We start from the raw sequence: 18,306 nt of genomic DNA on the forward strand, positions 1-18,306 counted from the left end.
GCTCCTAGAGACGCTCGAAGCCGCGGCGCAGCTCCCAGTCGGTGACCGCGGCGTCGAACGCGGCCAGCTCGACGTCCGCGGCGTTCAGGTAGTGATCGACGACGTCGTCGCCGAACGCGTTCCGGGCCAACGCCGACGCGGCGAACAGCTCGCGTGCCTCACGCAGCGTCTTCGGCACCCGGGGCGCGTCGGAGGTGTACGCGTTGCCGACGAGTTCGGGCTCGAGTTCCAGCTCCTCCTCGACGCCGGCCAGCCCGGCGGCGACGATCGCGGCCGACGCCAGGTACGGGTTCACGTCCGCGCCCGGCACCCGGTTCTCGAACCGCAGCCCGTGCCCGTGCCCGACCACCCGCAGCGAACACGTACGGTTGTCGTGCCCCCAGGCCACGGCCGTCGGCGCGAACGACCCGTCCGCGTACCGCTTGTACGAGTTGACGTTCGGCGCGAACATCAGCGTCAGCTCACGCATGTACTTCAGCTGCCCGGCGAGGAAGCGCTGGAACAGCACGTCGTCGTCGGCGAAGACCGGCGAGCCGTCGAGGCCGCGCAGCGACAGGTGGATGTGGCACGAGTTGCCCTCGCGCTCGTTCACCTTCGCCATGAACGTCAGGCTGACGTTCTCCTGCGCCGCGATCTCCTTCGCACCGTTCTTGTAGATCACGTGGTGGTCGCACGCGGCGGTGACCTCGTCGTACTTGAACGCGATCTCGTGCTGACCGGGGTTGCACTCGCCCTTCGCCGACTCGACGGTCAGCCCGGCGCCGGTCATCGCGAGCCGGATCCGGCGCAGTAACGGCTCGATGCGCGCCGTACCGAGCAGCGAGTAGTCGACGTTGTACTGGTTGGCCGGGGTGAGGTTCCGGTAGCCGGCGTTCCAGGCCTGCTCGTAGGAGTCCTTGAACACGATGAACTCGAGCTCGGTGCCGGCGTAGGCCTTCCAGCCGCGCTCGGCCAGGCGCGCGGTCTGGCGCCCCAGGATCTGCCGGGGCGAGGCCACGACCGGTTTCCCGTCGAGCCACTCCAGGTCGGCGAGGAGGCCGACGCTGCCCGGGTGCCAGGGGATGCGGTGCAGCGTCGACAGGTCGGGCTGCAGGACGAAGTCGCCGTAGCCGGACGACCACGAGCTCATCGCGTACCCGTCGACCGTGTTCATGTCGACGTCGACCGCGAGCAGGTAGTTGCACCCCTCGGCGGCGTGGCCCAGCACGTCGCTCAGGAAGTACCCGGCGTCGAGCCGTTTGCCCTGCAGGCGACCCTGCATGTCGGTGAAGCCGAGAACCACGGTGTCGACGTTTCCGGCGGCGATCTCGCTGCGGAGCTGCTCCAGGTCCATGCTGCGCAACGTAGGACTTGTGTGCCGTCCGCGCAATGGTCCACGTTCAGACCTTTACGTCGACGCAACACCGGCACCCTCCACGGGCCGGAATCTGCCTGCCGTTCAGCGGAGGAACCCCCGCAGCAGGGCGGCGGTGGCGTCGCAATGTTCACGCATGATCGCTTCCGCCCGGGCGGGGTCGCCCGCGGCGATCGCGGCGACGACGCCGGCATGCTGGGTGTCGGAGTGGGCGATGTTGGTGCGGAGCACCGGGATCAGCTCCAGCAGGCCGGAGATCCGCGCCTGCACGTCGGCGACCGCCGTGATCACGGGTTCGTTTCCGGTGACACTCGCGATCGCGAGATGGAAGCGGGAGTCGGCGCGGCGCCGCAGCCCGTCGTCGGGGGCGTCGGTGACGTCGGCGAGGCATGCCCGCAGATGGTCGTGCGCGGCGGCGGAGAGCTCGGCGGAGGCAGCGAGCGCGGCGGCGCCGGGCTCGATGATCCGGCGGTAGTCCAACGCGTGAACGAGCGCCTCGCCCATCGAACGCGCCACCGTGTGGGCGTCCCCGTCGCGGGGCAGGTGGGAGCAGACGAAAGTCCCACCCCCGCGGCCCCGGCGCGAGGTCACGAAACCCGCGTCGGCCAGCGCGGCCAGCGCGTCCCGCAGCGTCATCCGGCTGACCCCGAGCGTCGCGGCCAGCTCCCGCTCCGGCGGGAGCCGCTCGGCCACCGCCCCGAGCCGGATGGCGGTGGCCAGGCGCTCCACCGTCACCTCGAACGGGTTGCCGTCCCGAACCGGCCGGAACAGGGTGCGCGCGAGCACCGCCTCCGCCCCGGACACGGCCGGGGGACGATCCGGGGGCGGCGCGGTGGCGGAGATGGTCAGCCCCCGTCCACGCCCGGGATGCGGCCGTTGCGGAACGCGTCGACGAAGTGCCGGTGGTCGTCACGCACCTGGCGGGCGTACCCCAGGCCGAACGCGACCAGGTCGGCGGTGAACTCGGGGTCCCGGTCGGCGACCGCGGCCACGATCGCGTCCTCGGTCTGGAACTTCACCAGGCTCTGCTCGCTGTCGGCGTCGGACACGCAGTGCACCTTCGCGACGGCCTGCCCGAGCTGGTCGAGCAACGGCATGATGTCGTCGGGCTCGTTCACGTCGGCCCAGTCGATGTCGTTCTCGTACGGCGACAACTCCTGCACGACCTGCCCGACGCCGTTGATCTCGGTCCACCCGAGCCACGGGTCGGCGTGTGCCTGCAGCGCCCGCTGCGACACCACCGTGCGGTGCCCGTGGTGCTGGAAGTACCCCTTGATATCCGGGTCGTCGATCACCCGGCTCGGCGCGGCGACGTTGCCCTGCTTCATCGACAGCACGACGTCGTTCTCCAACGCCTGCGTCGCACCCTCGACGAGCAGGTTGTAGGCGGGCAGCCCGGCCGACCCGATGCCGAACCCGGACCGCCCCACGATGTCCTTCACGACGTAACTGGAGACGTCCTTGCGCTTGCCCTCCGGGATCGTCTCCAGGTACTGACGGAACGCGGACTCCACCAGCGACTTCTCCGCCGACTCGAGCAACCGGACACCCGGCCCCTCCCGGAACACCCGGTCGGCGTCGCGGATCGTCGTGGTGCGCTGCAGGAGCGCGATCCGCGTCTGCATCCGCGAGTCGAGCAGCACGTCGCGCAGGACACCGCTGGCGCTGTCGAGCGTCAGGCGGAACTCCTCGTCGCCCGCGTGCTCGTGGAAGCGCCGCACGGTACGCAGGTACGCGTCGGAGACCGTGCGGATCATCCGTTCGATCGTGGCGTCCGACAACGCCTTCCCGAAACCGAGCAGCGCGAGGCTGGCCGCCAGCCGCTGCAGGTCCCAGGTGTAGTGGCCGACGTAGGCCTCGTCGTAGTCGTTGACGTCGAACACCAGCACGCCGGACGAGTCCATGTACGTGCCGAAGTTCTGGCAGTGCAGGTCACCCTGGATCCAGACGCGACGCGTTCGCTCGTCGGTCCAGGGGTCCTCGAGGTCGATCCGGGGATCGGTGACGTCGGCGTAGAAGATGCACGCGCTGCCGCGGTAGAAGGCGAACGGGTCGGCGGCCATCTTCCGGAACTTGGTCCGGAAGGCGGCCGGCGCGGCCTCGATCAGCGGCTCGAACGTGTCGACCAGGATCTTGATCAGCTGGTCGGACCGCTCGTCCGCGGGACGGGCCGCGATGGCTTCGACCAGCGCCGTAGCCGGTGTGTCGCTCATGCGCGCAGAGTAGACCGCACGGGCCAACCTTTACAGCCGCGTGATCCAGCCGTGCGTGTCCTCGGTGCGGCCGTGCTGGAGGTCGAGGAGGGCGCCGCGCAGCTTCATCGTGACCTCGCCGGGGCCGCCGTCGGCGACCTGGAACTCGCCGTCGGTGCCCTTCACGGTGCCCACCGGCGTGATCACGGCCGCGGTGCCGCACGCGAACGCCTCGGACATCCGCCCGTTCGCCGCGGTCTCGCGCCACTCGTCGGTGGAGATCCGCCGCACCTCGGTGTTCAGGCCGAGTTCACCGGCCAACTGCAGAATGCTGTCACGCGTGACGCCCGGCAGCAGCGAACCGTTGAGCTCGGGCGTGACCAGCGTGGTGCCGTCGAGGATGAAGTACAGGTTCATCCCGCCCATCTCCTCGATGTACTTGTGCTCGATCGCGTCGAGCCAGACCACCTGGTCGCAGCCCTGCGCGGCGGCCTGGGCCTGCGCGACCAGGCTCGCGGCGTAGTTGCCCGCGCACTTGGCCTCGCCGGTGCCACCGGGGGCGGCCCGGGTGTAGTCGGTGGAGAGCCAGACGCTCACCGGCTGCACACCACGCGGGAAGTACGCGCCGACCGGCGAGGCGATCAGCACGTAGAGGTACTCCAGCGCCGGGCGGACACCCAGGTACGGGTCGGTGGAGAACATGAACGGCCGCAGGTAGAGGCTGGTCTCGGGCGCGCTGGGCACCCACTTCTGGTCGTGCTCGACGAGCACCTTGATCGACTCGAGGAAGAGCTCCTCGGGAAGCTGCGGCATCGCCAGGCGCGCGGCCGACCGGTTGAACCGGCGGGCGTTCTCCTCCGGCCGGAACAGCCCGAGCTCGCCGTCGGGGTGGCGGTAGACCTTGAGGCCCTCGAAGATCTCCTGGCCGTAGTGCAGCGCGGAGGTGGCCGGGTCGAGGCTGATCGGGCCGTACGGCTGGAGCTGGGCGTCGTACCAGCCCTTACCGTCCGCGTACTTGATCGTCACCATGTGGTCGGTGAAGATCCGGCCGAATCCCGGGTCGGCCATCAGCGCGGCGCGCTCGTCGTCGGTACGCGGGTTCGTGGCCGGGACGATCTCGAAATCCAGGGTGCTGCTCATGAGGGTCCTTCCGCATCGCTGGGGTCAGCCCGACCACGGGTGGGGCCGACCTCCGAATTTACCGCCCGTTCGAGCGGCTCGGTTGGTCGGGAACGACGAAGACCCGGTTGCCGCGTGGGCGGCAACCGGGTCTTCGGTTCGGTTACTGGCTAGCTCACGCGCTCGGCGATCCGGTCGCCCACCTCGGAGGTGCGTACCGGTACGCCCGGCTCACGCGCGGCCAGGTCGTCGGCGACGGCGCTCTCCACGCGGGCAGCGGCGTCGGCGTGGCCCAGGTGGTCGAGCAGCAGCGCCACCGACAGGATCGTCGCGGTGGGGTCGGCGACGCCCTGGCCGGTGATGTCGGGCGCGGAGCCGTGCACCGGCTCGAACATCGACGGGAATTCCTTGGTCGGGTTGATGTTGCCGCTGGCGGCCAGCCCGATGCCACCGCTGATCGCGGCGGCGATGTCGGTGAGGATGTCGCCGAACAGGTTGTCGGTGACGACCACGTCGAAGCGCTGCGGCTGGGTCACGAAGAACATGCTCGCGGCGTCGACGTGCTGGTAGTCGGTGGCGACGTCGGGGAACTCCTTGCCGACCTCGGCGAACGTCCGCGACCAGAGGTTGCCCGCGTTGACCAGCACGTTCTGCTTGTGGACGAGCGTGAGGTGACGCCGCGGGCGGCTCTGGGCCCGGGTGTAGGCGTCCCGGATGACCCGCTCGACCCCGCTGCGCGAGTTCAGGCTCTCCTCGGTGGCGACCTCACGCGGGGTGCCCTTCGCGAGCACGCCGCCGGCGCCGACGTAGAGCCCCTCGGTGCCCTCGCGCACCACCACGAAGTCGATGTCGCCGGGCTTCACGCCGGCCAGCGGGCTCGAGACGCCCTCGTAGAGCCGCGCGGGACGCAGGTTCACGTAGTGGTCGAACGCGAAGCGCAGCTTGAGCAGCAGGCCCCGCTCGAGCACGCCCGGCGGCACACCCGGGTCGCCGACGGCGCCGAGCAGGATCGCGTCGTGCCGGGAGAGTTCGTCCTGCACCGAGTCGGGCAGGACCTCACCGCTCGCGTGGTAGCGACGGGCACCGAGGTCGTAATCGGTGGTGTTCACGCCGGGGAGGACGGCGCTGAGCACCTTCAACCCCTCGGCCACCACCTCGGGCCCGATACCGTCTCCGCCGATCACCGCGAGGTTCGTGCTCATGGTCGTCACCCTAGCCGAGTGTTCCCACGGGTCGGTACCCGCGTCTCAGACTCCGGACAGGTCGACGGTGTTCGCGGCGTGCGCCCCGATCGCGGCGGCGAGCCGCTGCAGGAGGTCGGCGGGCACCGCCTGGTCGACGGCGAGCGCCATCAGCGACTCCGCCCCCGACAGCGCGCGGGCCACCTGCATGCCGGCGATGTTGACGCCGGCGTCGCCGAGCAGCACCCCGAGCGTCCCGACCACGCCCGGCCGGTCGCTGTACCGCAGGAACAGCAGGTTGCCGTTGGGCACGAGGTCGATGTCGAACGTGTCGATGTTCGTGATCTTCTGGGCGCCGCGCGGACCGGCCAGCGTCCCCGACACCGACAGCGTCCGCCCGTCGGCCAGCACCCCCGACACCGTGACGAGGTTGCGGTACTCCGCGCTCTCCTCCGACGTGGTGAGCCCCACCTCGACCCCGCGCTCCTTGGCCAGCAGCGGCGCGTTCACGAACGTCACCGACTCCTCGACGATGTCGGCGAACACGCCCTTGAGCGCGGCCAGCTCCAGCACGCTGACGTCGTACCCGGCGATGTCACCACGCACGTCGACGGTGATCGACTGGGCCAGACCGCTGGCCAGCGCCGTGAACACGCGCCCGAGCTTCTCGACGAGCGGCAGCGAGGGCCGCACCTCCTCGGCCACCACGCCGCCGGCCTGCACGTTCACCGCGTCCGGGACGAACTCGCCGTGCAGTGCCAGCCGGACGCTCCGCGCGACCGCGAGGCCCGCTTTGTCCTGGGCTTCCACCGTGGACGCCCCGAGGTGCGGCGTCGCGACGACGTTCTCCAGGCCGAACAACGGGGAGTCGGTGCAGGGTTCCTTCGTGTACACGTCGAGGCCGGCGCCGGCGACGCGGCCCTCGACCAGTGCGTCGTACAGGGCTTTCTCGTCGACCAACCCGCCCCGGGCGGCGTTCACGATGCGCACCGACGGTTTGACGAGCCGCAGCTCCTTCTCGCCGATCAGGCCGAGCGTCTCCGCGGTCCGGGGCAGGTGGATCGAGACGAAGTCGCTCTCGGCGAGCAGCTCCTCCAGGCTCACCAGGCGGACGCCGATCTGGGCCGCGCGGGCCGGCTGCACGTACGGGTCGTAGGCGATCAACCGGGTGCCGAACGCGGCCATCCGCTGGGCGAACAGCACGCCGATGCGGCCCAGCCCGACGATGCCGACGGTCTTGTCGGCCACCTCGACGCCGGTGTACCGGGACCGCTTCCACTCGCCGTCGCGCAGCGCCGCGTGCGCCGGGGCGACGTTGCGTGCGCTCGCCAGCAGCAGCGCGATCGCCTGCTCGGCGGCGGAGACGATGTTCGACGTGGGCGCGTTGACGACCATCACGCCGCGGGCGGTCGCGGCCGGCACGTCGACGTTGTCGAGGCCGACACCGGCCCGGGCGACGACCTTGAGCCGCGGCGCGGCGCCCAGCGCGGTCGCGTCGATCTGGGTGGCGCTGCGCACCAGGACCGCGTCGGCCTCGGCGAGCGCGGGGATCAGCGCGGCCCGGTCGGCGCCGTCCACATGGCGTACTTCGAAGTCCCGGGCGAGCACGTCGAGCGCGGACGGTGCGAGTTCCTCGGCGACGAGGACGACAGGCTGGGGCACGTCACGGTCCTCCCGGGCATCGGTGCGCGATCCCGATAGTAGGTGTCCCGGCTGGCCTCACATCGCTTCGTGACGACGGTCACCAGCGCACGTCGAACAGACGTCAGATCAGCAACAGCAGTTCAACCCGCCGCCCGGAACGCGGGGGTTCGTCGCGTGCGGCAGGCACAATCGGGGGGTGACCCAGGACAGCATGCGCCGCGAGACCACCAACCGGGGGTGGGCGGCCGCCGGGCTGCTCGGCACCGCACTGTCGCTGGGCTGGGTCGGGGTCGCGGTGGCGTTCGTGCTGCCGGCGTTCACCGACTCGCCGCCGTCCACGTGGGGCGACGGTGTCGCGCTCGGCATCGTGGTGTTCGGCGTTCTGCTGTTGGCGGCGATCGCCGCGGTGGGCGCGCGTGCGGCCTGGAAGCACGCGTTCTACGGCGAGGACGAGCAGCCGCGTCGCCTGATGACGGCCGGTCTCTGTACGGTCGTGATCGCGGGCTGGCCCGCCGTGGGCGCCCTGACCCGAGGCGTCGACGGCATCCTCGACCCCACCGGCGGCGGTGCTCTCGCTCTCACCGCGCTGGGTGGCGCCACGCTGGTCGTTCTGCACCGCGCCCGACAGCAAACCGGGGCCTAGCTGTTCAGCTAGACCCCGGTTCGACGGTGACTCAGGCAGTTTCCGTGATCGGGCGGTCGACCCAGCTCATCAGGCCGCGGAGCTTCTGGCCGGTGACCTCGATCGGGTCGGCGGCGTTCTCCTCGCGGAGCTTGAGGAAGTTGGCCCGGCCGTTCTCGTCCTCGGCGATCCAGTTGCGGGCGAACGTCCCGTCCTGGATCTCGGTGAGGATCTGCTTCATGGCCTTCTTCGTCTCGTCGGTGACGACACGCGGGCCGGACACGTAACCGCCGTACTCGGCGGTGTCGCTGACCGAGTAGTTCATCCGCGCGATGCCGCCCTCGTACATGAGGTCGACGATCAGCTTCAGCTCGTGCAGGCACTCGAAGTACGCGACCTCCGGCTGGTAACCGGCCTGGGTCAGCGTCGAGAACCCGGCCTTGACCAGCTCCTCCACGCCACCGCAGAGGACGGCCTGCTCACCGAACAGGTCGGTCTCGGTCTCCTCGGTGAACGTGGTCTTGATCGCGCCGGCGCGCGTGCCGCCGATGCCCTTGGCGTAGGAGAGCGCGAGCGCGAGCGCGTTGCCCGACGCGTCCTGCTCGACCGCGACCAGCACCGGAACGCCCTTGCCGTCGACGAACTGGCGACGGACCAGGTGACCGGGGCCCTTCGGCGCGATCAGCGCGACGTCGACGCCGGCCGGGGGCTTGATCAGCTCGTACCGGATGTTCAGGCCGTGCCCGAACAGCAGCGCGTCGCCGTCCTTGAGGTTGGGCGCGATGTCGTTGGCGTAGATCGTGCGCTGCGCGGTGTCGGGCGCGAGCACCATGATCACGTCGGCCTCGGCGCTGGCCTCGGCCGGGGTGACGACGCGCAGGCCGGCCTCCTCCGCCTTCGGGCGGCTCTTGGAGCCCTCCGGCAGACCGACGCGCACGTCGACGCCGGAGTCACGCAGGCTCAGGGCGTGGGCGTGCCCCTGGCTGCCGTAGCCGAGCACGGCGACCTTGCGGCCCTGGATGATCGACAGGTCCGCGTCGTCGTCGTAGAAGAGCTCGGCGCGGAGGTTTTCAGAGGCCATGACTAGTACTTCGTCCTTCCGTAGTTAATTCAGATCAAGCGCTGACGCTACGCAATGCGACGGCGGGCGCCGCGATCGACCGGGGTCCCCGACCGATCGCCACCATGCCGGACTGCACCAGTTCCTTGATGCCGTACGGCTCCAACACGCGGACGAGAGCCTCGAGCTTCTCGGCCGTGCCGGTCGCCTCGACCGTGACGGAGTCGGTGGAGACGTCCACCACGTGCGCGCGGAACAGCTCGACGGTTTCGAGCACGTGCGAGCGCGTCTGCGGGTCGGTGCGGACCTTGCAGAGCATCAGCTCGCGCTGGACCGAGACCGACGTGTCGAGCTCAACGATCTTGATGACGTTGACCAGCTTGTTCAACTGCTTGGTGACCTGCTCGAGGGCCAGGCCCTCCACCGTGACGACCACGGTCATCCGGGAGATGTCGGGGTGCTCGGTGGGCCCGACCGCCAGCGAGTGGATGTTGAACCCGCGGCGGCTGAACAGGCCGGACACCCGGGCGAGGACACCCGGCTTGTTCTCGACCAGCACCGAGAGAGTGTGCTTGCTCATGTTTCTGGGGCTCCTCAGGTCTGGTCCTCGCCCCAGACGGGGCGGACGTCACGGGCGGCCTGGATGTCGTCGTTGCTGGCGCCGGCCGCGACCATCGGCCACACCATCGCGTCCTTGCCGACCACGAAGTCGATGACGACCGGCTGGTCGTCGACCTCCATCGCCTTCTCGATCGTGGCGTCGACGTCACCGGCGGTCTCGCAGCGCAGCCCGACGCAGCCGAGCGCGTCGGCCAGCTTCACGAAGTCGGGCACGCGCTGCTTGTGGGTCTTCAGGTCGGTGTTGGAGTAACGCTGGTCGTAGAACAGCGTCTGCCACTGCCGCACCATGCCCAGGTTGCCGTTGTTGATGACGGCGACCTTGATCGGGATGCCCTCCAGGGCGCAGGTGGCCAGTTCCTGATTGGTCATCTGGAAGCAGCCGTCGCCGTCGATCGCCCACACGGTGGTGTCGGGCTTACCGACCTTGGCGCCCATGGCGGCGGGGACGGCGTATCCCATCGTCCCGGCGCCGCCGGAGTTCAGCCAGGTGTACGGGTTCTCGTACGAGATGAACTGGCTGGCCCACATCTGGTGCTGGCCCACGCCGGCGGCGAAGATCGTCTCCGGTCCGGAGATCTTCCCCAGCCGCTCGATGACGTACTGGGGTGCCAGCGTGCCATCGGGGTGGTCGTCGTAGCCCAGCGGGTAGGTCTCGCGGGTCTTGTTCAGTAGGGCCCACCAGGGGTCCAGGTCCGCGCGGTGACCGGCCTGGTGCTCGGCCTGCAGCGCGACGACCAGTTCGGCGATCACCTCACGGGCGTCACCGACGATCGGCACGTCCGCGGTGCGGTTCTTGCTGATCTCGGCCGGGTCGATGTCGGCGTGGACGATCGTCGCGTACGGCGCGAAGCTGTCCAGGTTGCCGGTGACCCGGTCGTCGAAGCGGGCACCCAGCGCGACGATCAGGTCGGCCTTCTGCAGCGACGTGACCGCGGCGACCGTGCCGTGCATGCCGGGCATGCCCAGGTGCTGGGGGTGACTGTCGGGAAACGCGCCGCGGGCCATCAGCGTCGTGATGACCGGGGCCCCGGACAGTTCGGCCAGCACCTTCAGCTCCGCGGACGCGCGGGCCTTCAACACGCCGCCGCCGACGTAGAGCACCGGGCGCTTCGACGTGGTCAGCAGCCGCGCGGCCTCGCGGACCTGCTTGCCGTGCGGGTGCACGGTGGGCCGGTAGCCGGGCAGGTTCAGCTGCGGCGGCCAGCTGAACCGCGTCATCGCCTGCTGGACGTCCTTCGGCACGTCGACCAGGACCGGGCCGGGGCGGCCGGTGCTGGCCAGGTGGAACGCCTCGGCGATCGTCTGCGGGATCTCCTCCGGGTGCTTGACCAGGAAGTTGTGCTTGGTGATCGGCAGCGTGATGCCGCAGATGTCGGCTTCCTGGAAGGCGTCGGTGCCGATCATCGGGGTGCTGACCTGGCCGGTGATCGCGACCAGCGGCACCGAGTCCATGTACGCGTCGGCGATCGGGGTCACCAGGTTCGTCGCGCCCGGGCCGGAGGTGGCCATGCAGACGCCGACCTTGCCGGTGGCCTGCGCGTAGCCCTCGGCCGCGTGGCCGGCGCCCTGCTCGTGCCGGACCAGGATGTGCCGGACGCCCGGGGCGTCGTAGAGCGGGTCGTACGTCGGAAGAATGGTGCCGCCCGGGATACCGAAGACCACCTCGGCGCCCACCGCCTCCAGGGAGCGGACGAGCGACTGGGCACCCGTGACCGTTTCATGGGCCGGCGGGGTGGCTGGTGCGTTCATGGCATTGGCCTCTTCGTGTAGCGGTGACGCGGGTCCGGGTTCTCGGGCAACAAAAAACCCCTCGTGCCTGCGGCACGGGGGGTGAGCGCGTCGACGTGGTGCGGTGTCGACGCGCTAGCTGAGTACGAGAATTCGGGTGGATCGCACGTTCGCCACGGTAGGCCGCTTCCCACCCAACGTCAAACCCATCCCACTCTGTGGTCCCGCGCGTCGACGCGGGACCACAGCGCGACGGATCAGCTGCAGACGGCGCCGGTGGCGGCGGAGCCGACGAGCTTGGCGTACTTGGACAGGACGCCGGTTTCGTAGGTGGGCGGGAGGGGCTTCCAGGACGAGCGGCGGCGCTCGAGTTCGGCCTCGTCGACCAGGAGGTCGAGCGTCTGGGCGTTCAGGTCCAGCCGGATCCGGTCGCCCTCCTGCACCAGCGCGATCGGGCCGCCGTGGGCCGCTTCGGGGGCCACGTGACCGATGCACGGCCCGGTCGTGCCGCCGGAGAAGCGGCCGTCGGTGAGCAGCAGCACGTCCTTGCCGAGGCCGGCACCCTTGATCGCGCCGGTGACCGCGAGCATCTCGCGCATGCCGGGGCCGCCCTTCGGGCCCTCGTTGCGGATCACGATCACGTCGCCCTTGTTCAGCGTGTTGTGGGTGACCGCGTCCATCGCGCCCTGCTCGCCCTCGAACACCCGCGCGGTGCCCTCGAAGACGTCGTACTCGATGCCGGCCGACTTCAGCACGGCACCGTCGGGGGCCAGCGAGCCACGCAGCACGGTGATGCCGCCGACCGGGTGGATCGGGTTCTGCACCGCGTGGATGATCTTGCCGTCCGGGTCGGGCGGCGCGATGTCGGCCAGGTTCTCGGCCAGCGTCTTGCCGGTCACGGTCAGGCAGTCGCCGTGCAGCAGCCCGGCGTCGAGAAGCGCCTTCATGACGACCGGCACGCCGCCGATCTCATCGACGTCGGTCATCACGTACTGGCCGAACGGCTTCACGTCGGCCAGGTGCGGGGTGCGACGGCCGATCTCGTTGAAGTCCTCGAGCGTGATGTCGACCTTCGCCTCGTGGGCGATCGCCATCAGGTGCAGCACCGCGTTGGTGGAGCCGCCCAGCGCCTGCACCAGCGTGATCGCGTTCTCGAACGCCTCGCGGGTCATGATCTGACGCGCGGTGATGCCGTTCTTGATCAGGTTGATGACGGCCTCGCCGGACTTCACCGCGTAGTTGTCGCGGCGGCGGTCGGGCGCGGGCGGCGCGGCCGAACCCGGCAGCGACATGCCCAGCGCCTCGGCCGCGCTGGCCATCGTGTTGGCGGTGTACATGCCGCCGCAGGCGCCCTCACCCGGACAGATCGCCCGCTCGACGCGGTCGACCTCCTCGCGGCTGATCAGCCCGCGCGCGCAGGCCCCGACGGCCTCGAACGCGTCGATGACGGTGACCGTGCGGCCGTCGATCTTGCCCGGCAGCGTCGAGCCGGCGTAGAGGAACACCGACGCCAGGTCCAGGCGCGCCGCGGCCATCAGCATGCCGGGCAGCGACTTGTCACAGCCGGCCAGCAGGACGCTGCCGTCGAGCCGCTCCGCCTGCATCACGACCTCGACCGAGTCCGCGATGATCTCGCGGCTGACCAGCGAGTAGTGCATGCCGACATGGCCCATCGAGATGCCGTCGGACACCGAGATCGTGCCGAACTCCATCGGGAAGCCACCGGCGGCGCGCACGCCCTCCTTCGAGGCCTTCGCGAGCCGGTCGAGCGAGAGGTTGCACGGCGTGATCTCGTTCCACGAGGACGCGACGCCGATCTGCGGCTTGGCGAAGTCCTCGTCCTTCATGCCGACGGCACGGAGCATGCCGCGGGCCGCGGCCTTCTCGAGACCGTCGGTCACGTCGGTGCTGCGTGGTTTCAGCGGATGCGTCATTCGGATTCCTCGGCAGGGCCTTCGGGCAGAAGGCGCGGTGAGCGGGCAGGCGGCGCGGGCCGGCCGACCGCCGGTGGGGAGCGTCCCGTGGCCGGGGCCGCGGGTGGCGGCGGAAATCACGACGACCGGGACGAGGGCAGCGCGGTGCCACGAGCCTACGCCGCCTCGCGCACCCGCGACCTGCGACACTGGAACGGTGAGCACCCAGACCTCGGCCAAGCCGATCCGCGTCCGGTTCCGGCAGAGTTTCGCCACGGTCGCCGCGATCCTGCTGATGGCGATCGGGGCGTTCACGATCGCCGGTCAGAGCTGGGCGTACGCGCCGGTGATGGTGGTTCCGCTGGCCGCGCTGTGGTGGGTGGTCCGCACCGGCGTCGACGTCGACGCCGAGCACCTCACGGTCCGGCGCGCGTTCGGGCGCCGGACGCTGCGCTGGGACGAGATCGAGGGCTTCCTGTCGTCCCGGGGCCGGGTCTCGGTGCAGCTGGTCGGCGGTGGCACCCTGCGGCTACCCGCGGTGACGCCCGCGACCCTCCCCCGGCTGATCGAGTCGGTCGGACTCACGACGCCCGAAGCGAAGCCCGAACCGGCGCCCGAACCGGCGCCCGAACCGGCGCCCGAACCAGCGCCCGCGCCGAAGCCCGCCACGGAGACCGTCACCGAGGCGTGACCGTCGCGCTGGGAGGTGCCGGTTAGGCTCGGTGGCATGTCCGCGCCCACCCGGCAACGAGCCTTGCGTCCGCTGGTCGTCGCGGCGACGACCCTGGTACTGGCGCTGGCCGGCTGCTCACTCGGCGCTCCCGACGAGACGGAGAGCGGCGAGTCGCCGAACCTGCCGACGCCCAGCGCGTCGCCCACCGCGCCCGGTGGGTCCGAGGAGGACGACGGGGTCGGCGTCCAGGTGCTGGTGAAGAACCTCCAGGTGCCCTGGGGTCTGGCCTTCCTCCCCGACGGGAACGCGCTCGTCACCGAACGCGACACGCGCCGGATCCTGTCGATCACGCCCGGCGGCCGCGCCACCCCGGTGCAGACCATCCAGGACGCCTACTCCGGCGGCGAGGGCGGCCTGCTCGGCATCGCGGTCTCGCCGAAGTACGCGACCGACAAGACGGTCTTCATCTACTACACGACACGCACCGACAACCGGATCGCGTCGCTGGTGCTGGGTCAGCAGCCGCAGCCGATCGTCACCGGCATCCCGGTGTCGGGCATCCACAACGGCGGCCGGCTCGCGTTCGGCCCCGACGGCTACCTCTACGCCGGCACCGGCGACGCATCCGAGCGCGGGCGGGCACAGGACCTGACGAGCCTCGGCGGCAAGATCCTGCGGATGACCGGGGCGGGCAAGCCGGCGCCGGGCAACCCGTACCCGAACTCGCTGGTGTGGTCCCGGGGCCACCGCAACGTCCAGGGCCTCACCTGGGATTCGCGGAAGCGGCTCTGGGCCACCGAGTTCGGCCAGAACCAGTGGGACGAGGTCAACCTCATCACCAAGGGCGGCAACTACGGCTGGCCGACGGTGGAGGGCATGAGCGAGGACAAGCGGTTCACCAAGCCGCTCGTCGCCTGGAAGCCCGATGTGGCCTCGCCGAGCGGCGCGGTCGTCGTCGGCTCGAACCTGCTGGTCGCCGCGTTGAAGGGCGAGCGGCTCTGGGTGGTGACGCTGGACGTGGAGAAGGGCACGGTCGACGGCACACCACGGGCGATGCTGCAGAACCGGTACGGTCGGTTGCGGACGGTGGTCTCCGCGCCGGACGGCTCGGTCTGGGTCGCGACGTCCAACCGGGACGGGCGCGGTGACCCCACCGTGGACGACGATCGCATCCTGCGGATCATCCCGCCCGGTTCGAGCGGCGTGGACGTGCTCTAGCGGGTTAGCGAACCGAGAAATTCGGTAAAGAGAAGACATCGTGGGTTCTGACTCGATTCCGACGCCGCCCGAAGACGCCGACGCCACTCCGGTGACGTCAGACGGCAACGCAGTGACGGAGAGCGACGCGCCGGCGCATGGGAGGCACCGGCTGGCCCGGCTGCGTTCCGTGCGTGGGCCCCAGTGGCTGCGCACGGGTGTGCTCGCGTTCCTGATCGCGCTGGTCGGGACGGTGCTCGGGTTGCAGCTCGGCGGGCGGGCCGAGGTGGAGATCGGTCCGTTCCAGATGCAGCTGGCCGCGCAGCCGTCGCTGACCGGCGGCTCGCAGCTGCGCATCCCGCCGCTCGGTGCGATCTCGGTCCAGAGCCACCGCGGCCCGATCCGGCTGGTCGCCCGCGTCGACGGGCTGAACGAGTCGGAGACCAGGCAGCTGATCGCCGACCCGGCACGCATCGAGGAAGCCACCGACCTCACCACCGGGGACGTCCGCTCGGCGATCCAGACGCTCGCGCTGCGCGCGGCCGGGGCGGCGCTGCTGGGCGCGGTCCTGCTCGGCGCCATCGCGTTCCGCGACGTGCGGCGCACGGCGCTCACCGGCGGCATGGCGGTCGTGCTGCTGGCGGGCGGCAGCGGTATCGCGGCCGCGACGCTCAACCCCAACAGCCTGAGCCAGCCCCGCTACGAGGGGCTGCTGACGAACATCCCGGCGCTGATCGGTGACGCGCGTTCGATCTACGACAACTACGGCCAGTACCGGGGTCAGCTCGTCTCGATCCTCACCAACATGAGCAAGGTCTACGAGGCCGTCTCGACGCTGCCGAACTACCAGCCCGACCCGAACACGATCCGCGTGATGCACGTCAGCGACCTGCACAACAACCCCACCGCGTGGCAGGTGATCGGCACGATCGGCAACCAGTTCCAGGTCAACGCGGTGTTCGACACCGGTGACCTCACCGACTGGGGCAGCGCCACCGAGGCCAACCTCTACGCCAGCAACATCGCCGCGTTGAAGGTCCCGTACGTGTTCATCCGCGGCAACCACGACTCGGCCGACGTCGCCCGTGCGGTCGCGACGAACCCGAACGCGGTGGTGCTCGACGACACCGTGCGCGAGGTGGCGGGCCTGACCGTGGCCGGCGTGGGCAGCAGCCGGTTCACGCCGGACAAGACCACCGGCGACGACAACGCGGGCAAGGACGTCGAGGCGCAGTCCGGCGACGCGCTCGCGGAGACCGTGCAGCGGTACAACCGGGAGAACGAGAAGTCCGTCGACGTCATGATGGTGCACGAGCCGGCGGCGGCCGAACCGCTCAAGGACCGTGGGCCGCTGATCCTGGCCGGGCACACCCACGAGCGGAAGGTCGAGGCGCTCGACAAGGACACGCTGCTGATGATCGAGGGGTCGACGGGCGCCGCCGGCCTGCGTGGCCTCCAGGGCGACACGCCGAAGTCGTTCGAGATGACCGTGCTCTACTTCGCGCAGGACGGCGCGCTCAAGGCGTACGACGAGATCACGGTGAGCGGGTCGGGGCAGTCGCAGGTGGAGCTGCGCCGGGTGATCATCGGCCAGCGCAACGCCACCCCGACGGCGACGGTCACGGCGTCGCCGAGCGGCACCGTCACCGTGAGTCCGTCTCCGTCCGCGCCGAACACTCAGCCGGTGATCCCGTCGCCGACCGGCGCAGCCACGCCTAGCGCGACACCCTGACCATGTCGCCGTCCTGATAACGCCACCGCCAGACACCGGGCTCGCCGTCGGCCGGATGTTCGATCGTGACCGTGTCCCCGTCGATCTCCATCGTCGGCCGCGTGTAACGCTGTTCGCCCTCGATCACCGCGTCACCGTGTATCCCCGCGATCGCGGTGAAGTCGCCGGTCGTGGGGTCGCCCCGGAGCACGAAGATCTGATCCACCGGACGCGAAGTCGCCGCGCAGCGAATTGTCACGAGGTACTCCCGATTGCCGTCACCGTCGAGGTCGGCGGTCAAGCCTCCCCCGCGGTCCGGAGGAAATTCGTAGCGCGTCGGCGCGCCCTGGTACAGGCCGACGGCGTGGCCGTCGTGGAACTGCAGTTGCGGTCCCGAGCAGGTGGAGAACGTCTTGGTGCGCAGGTCGATCCGCGCGTCGGGTAAGGCGGCTCCGTCGTCGGAGAGGTAGCGGCGCGGGTCGTCGGTCGGAGGCGGTGCCGGGGACGACGGGGACGGGGACGACGGGGCCTCGGCCGGAACCAGGCGTTGGGGCTCGTGGCCGATTCCCGCGATGGCGGCGCCGGCGCCGAGGATCACGAGCACCAGGGCGGCCGCGCCGACGACGACAGCGCGGCGGCGCTGCCTGCGGACGGTGGCGCGCGCTTCCGGGGCGCCGGGACCGCTCAGGGTCGTGGTGGCGCGGAAGGCGGCGAACTTCGTCTCGAGCGGATCAGTGCTCACGCAGCACCCCCGTCCGGTCGGTGTGGGCGATCTCGTCCGGACCGAGTTCGACGGCCAGGCGACCGCGGGCCCGGTGTAACCACGATTTGACCGTCCCGGCGGGGACGCCTTCACGGTCGGCGATCTCGTCGATGCTCAGATCACCCAGGTAGAAGAGGACGACGGCCCGGCGCTGCTGCGCCGGCAGCGTGCCGAGCGCGGCGACCAGGTCGAGCCACTCCGGGTCGGGCGGCGGCGCCGGCTCCGCGCGTTGCTGGCGACGATGGGCGAACGCGACCCGGATCCGGCGCCAGCGGCTCACCGCCAGCCGGTACGCGACCGTACGCACCCAGGCCACCGGATCGCCGTAGCCGGACACCCGCGACCAGCGCCGCCAGGCCCGGCAGAACGCTTCCTGCGTGATGTCCTCGGCTTCCGCCCGGTCGCCGAGGTACGCCGCGATCTGCGTTCCTATCGCCGCGAAGTTCGCGGTGTAGAACTCGTCGAACTCGTGTTCCGCAGTCGCCACGTCGTTCCGATCGGTCGGTTGCCCGGACGTCTCCTTGTCAC

The 18,306-nt window shown here is 70.5% G+C and carries 15 protein-coding genes and 1 pseudogene; 4 read left to right on the top strand and 12 right to left on the bottom strand.

Going from position 1 to position 18,306, the window contains the following annotated elements; all coding sequences use genetic code 11:
- Positions 1 to 4: 4 nt before the first annotated feature.
- From ABD437_RS39795 to serA, 6 genes are all read right to left on the bottom strand, one after another.
- Positions 5 to 1,333 carry a glutamine synthetase family protein gene (locus tag ABD437_RS39795; protein WP_344654162.1) on the bottom strand — a complete coding sequence of 443 codons (1,329 nt, stop codon included), beginning with the start codon at positions 1,331 to 1,333 and terminating at the stop codon, positions 5 to 7.
- A 105-nt stretch (positions 1,334 to 1,438) separates the two neighbouring features.
- On the bottom strand, positions 1,439 to 2,158 hold the full coding sequence (locus tag ABD437_RS39800; protein ID WP_344654163.1) for a FadR/GntR family transcriptional regulator: 720 nt from the start codon (positions 2,156 to 2,158) through the stop codon (positions 1,439 to 1,441).
- Between the two features lie 41 nt (positions 2,159 to 2,199).
- The gene (locus tag ABD437_RS39805; protein ID WP_344654164.1) at positions 2,200 to 3,567 is read right to left on the bottom strand and encodes a DUF2252 domain-containing protein; all 1,368 of its coding nucleotides are present in this window, start codon (positions 3,565 to 3,567) and stop codon (positions 2,200 to 2,202) included.
- A gap of 30 nt (positions 3,568 to 3,597) precedes the next feature.
- Positions 3,598 to 4,686, bottom strand: coding sequence for a branched-chain amino acid aminotransferase (locus tag ABD437_RS39810; protein WP_344654165.1), 1,089 nt, complete (start codon positions 4,684 to 4,686; stop codon positions 3,598 to 3,600).
- Between the two features lie 149 nt (positions 4,687 to 4,835).
- Positions 4,836 to 5,867, bottom strand: coding sequence for a 3-isopropylmalate dehydrogenase (locus ABD437_RS39815; protein WP_344654166.1), 1,032 nt, complete (start codon positions 5,865 to 5,867; stop codon positions 4,836 to 4,838).
- A 45-nt stretch (positions 5,868 to 5,912) separates the two neighbouring features.
- Complete coding sequence (gene serA / locus ABD437_RS39820; protein ID WP_344654167.1) at positions 5,913 to 7,508, bottom strand: phosphoglycerate dehydrogenase; 1,596 nt, start codon at positions 7,506 to 7,508, stop codon at positions 5,913 to 5,915.
- 178 nt (positions 7,509 to 7,686) lie between these two features.
- Here serA and ABD437_RS39825 point away from each other — a divergent pair, with 178 nt between their 5' ends.
- Positions 7,687 to 8,133: a hypothetical protein gene (locus ABD437_RS39825; protein ID WP_344654168.1), complete on the top strand. Its 447-nt coding sequence runs from the start codon at positions 7,687 to 7,689 to the stop codon at positions 8,131 to 8,133.
- A 31-nt stretch (positions 8,134 to 8,164) separates the two neighbouring features.
- Here ABD437_RS39825 and ilvC read toward each other — a convergent pair whose 3' ends face one another.
- The 4 genes and pseudogenes from ilvC to ilvD form a co-directional block, all read right to left on the bottom strand.
- Complete coding sequence (gene ilvC, locus ABD437_RS39830) at positions 8,165 to 9,193, bottom strand: ketol-acid reductoisomerase (RefSeq protein WP_344654169.1); 1,029 nt, start codon at positions 9,191 to 9,193, stop codon at positions 8,165 to 8,167.
- 34 nt (positions 9,194 to 9,227) lie between these two features.
- The gene (gene ilvN, locus ABD437_RS39835) at positions 9,228 to 9,752 is read right to left on the bottom strand and encodes an acetolactate synthase small subunit (protein WP_344654170.1); all 525 of its coding nucleotides are present in this window, start codon (positions 9,750 to 9,752) and stop codon (positions 9,228 to 9,230) included.
- Between the two features lie 14 nt (positions 9,753 to 9,766).
- A pseudogene (locus ABD437_RS39840) lies at positions 9,767 to 11,545 on the bottom strand (acetolactate synthase large subunit); the annotation flags it as partial.
- A 233-nt stretch (positions 11,546 to 11,778) separates the two neighbouring features.
- Positions 11,779 to 13,455: a dihydroxy-acid dehydratase gene (gene ilvD, locus ABD437_RS39845; protein WP_344654171.1), complete on the bottom strand. Its 1,677-nt coding sequence runs from the start codon at positions 13,453 to 13,455 to the stop codon at positions 11,779 to 11,781.
- Positions 13,456 to 13,651: 196 nt separating this feature from the next.
- Here ilvD and ABD437_RS39850 point away from each other — a divergent pair, with 196 nt between their 5' ends.
- Genes ABD437_RS39850 through ABD437_RS39860 form a run of 3 tightly spaced genes read left to right on the top strand, consistent with a single transcriptional unit; the run spans position 13,652 to position 17,036 of the window.
- The gene (locus tag ABD437_RS39850; RefSeq protein ID WP_344654172.1) at positions 13,652 to 14,125 is read left to right on the top strand and encodes a PH domain-containing protein; all 474 of its coding nucleotides are present in this window, start codon (positions 13,652 to 13,654) and stop codon (positions 14,123 to 14,125) included.
- A gap of 36 nt (positions 14,126 to 14,161) precedes the next feature.
- Positions 14,162 to 15,325, top strand: a complete 1,164-nt coding sequence (locus ABD437_RS39855) for a PQQ-dependent sugar dehydrogenase (protein ID WP_344654173.1) — start codon at positions 14,162 to 14,164, stop codon at positions 15,323 to 15,325.
- Between the two features lie 40 nt (positions 15,326 to 15,365).
- Complete coding sequence (locus ABD437_RS39860; RefSeq protein ID WP_344654174.1) at positions 15,366 to 17,036, top strand: metallophosphoesterase family protein; 1,671 nt, start codon at positions 15,366 to 15,368, stop codon at positions 17,034 to 17,036.
- Here ABD437_RS39860 and ABD437_RS39865 read toward each other — a convergent pair.
- Together ABD437_RS39865 and ABD437_RS39870 are read right to left on the bottom strand one after the other, a co-directional pair.
- Positions 17,020 to 17,757 carry a hypothetical protein gene (locus tag ABD437_RS39865; RefSeq protein ID WP_344654175.1) on the bottom strand — a complete coding sequence of 246 codons (738 nt, stop codon included), beginning with the start codon at positions 17,755 to 17,757 and terminating at the stop codon, positions 17,020 to 17,022. The genes ABD437_RS39860 and ABD437_RS39865 overlap by 17 nt on opposite strands.
- The gene (locus ABD437_RS39870; RefSeq protein WP_344654176.1) at positions 17,747 to 18,265 is read right to left on the bottom strand and encodes a SigE family RNA polymerase sigma factor; all 519 of its coding nucleotides are present in this window, start codon (positions 18,263 to 18,265) and stop codon (positions 17,747 to 17,749) included. The genes ABD437_RS39865 and ABD437_RS39870 overlap by 11 nt, the downstream gene beginning before the upstream one ends.
- Between the last annotated feature and the right edge of the window lie 41 nt (positions 18,266 to 18,306).

The organism is Cryptosporangium japonicum (genome assembly GCF_039524755.1).
Taxonomy (GTDB): Bacteria; Actinomycetota; Actinomycetes; order Mycobacteriales; family Cryptosporangiaceae; genus Cryptosporangium; species Cryptosporangium japonicum.

Coding starts and splice junctions, on each gene's coding strand:
- ABD437_RS39795 (WP_344654162.1), bottom strand. CDS start 1,333: ATGGACCTGGAGCAGCTCCGCAGCGAGATCGCCGCCGGAAACGTCGAC.
- ABD437_RS39810 (WP_344654165.1), bottom strand. CDS start 4,686: ATGAGCAGCACCCTGGATTTCGAGATCGTCCCGGCCACGAACCCGCGT.
- ilvD (WP_344654171.1), bottom strand. CDS start 13,455: ATGACGCATCCGCTGAAACCACGCAGCACCGACGTGACCGACGGTCTC.
- ilvN (WP_344654170.1), bottom strand. CDS start 9,752: ATGAGCAAGCACACTCTCTCGGTGCTGGTCGAGAACAAGCCGGGTGTC.
- ilvC (WP_344654169.1), bottom strand. CDS start 9,193: ATGGCCTCTGAAAACCTCCGCGCCGAGCTCTTCTACGACGACGACGCG.
- ABD437_RS39855 (WP_344654173.1), top strand. CDS start 14,162: ATGTCCGCGCCCACCCGGCAACGAGCCTTGCGTCCGCTGGTCGTCGCG.
- ABD437_RS39805 (WP_344654164.1), bottom strand. CDS start 3,567: ATGAGCGACACACCGGCTACGGCGCTGGTCGAAGCCATCGCGGCCCGT.
- ABD437_RS39815 (WP_344654166.1), bottom strand. CDS start 5,867: ATGAGCACGAACCTCGCGGTGATCGGCGGAGACGGTATCGGGCCCGAG.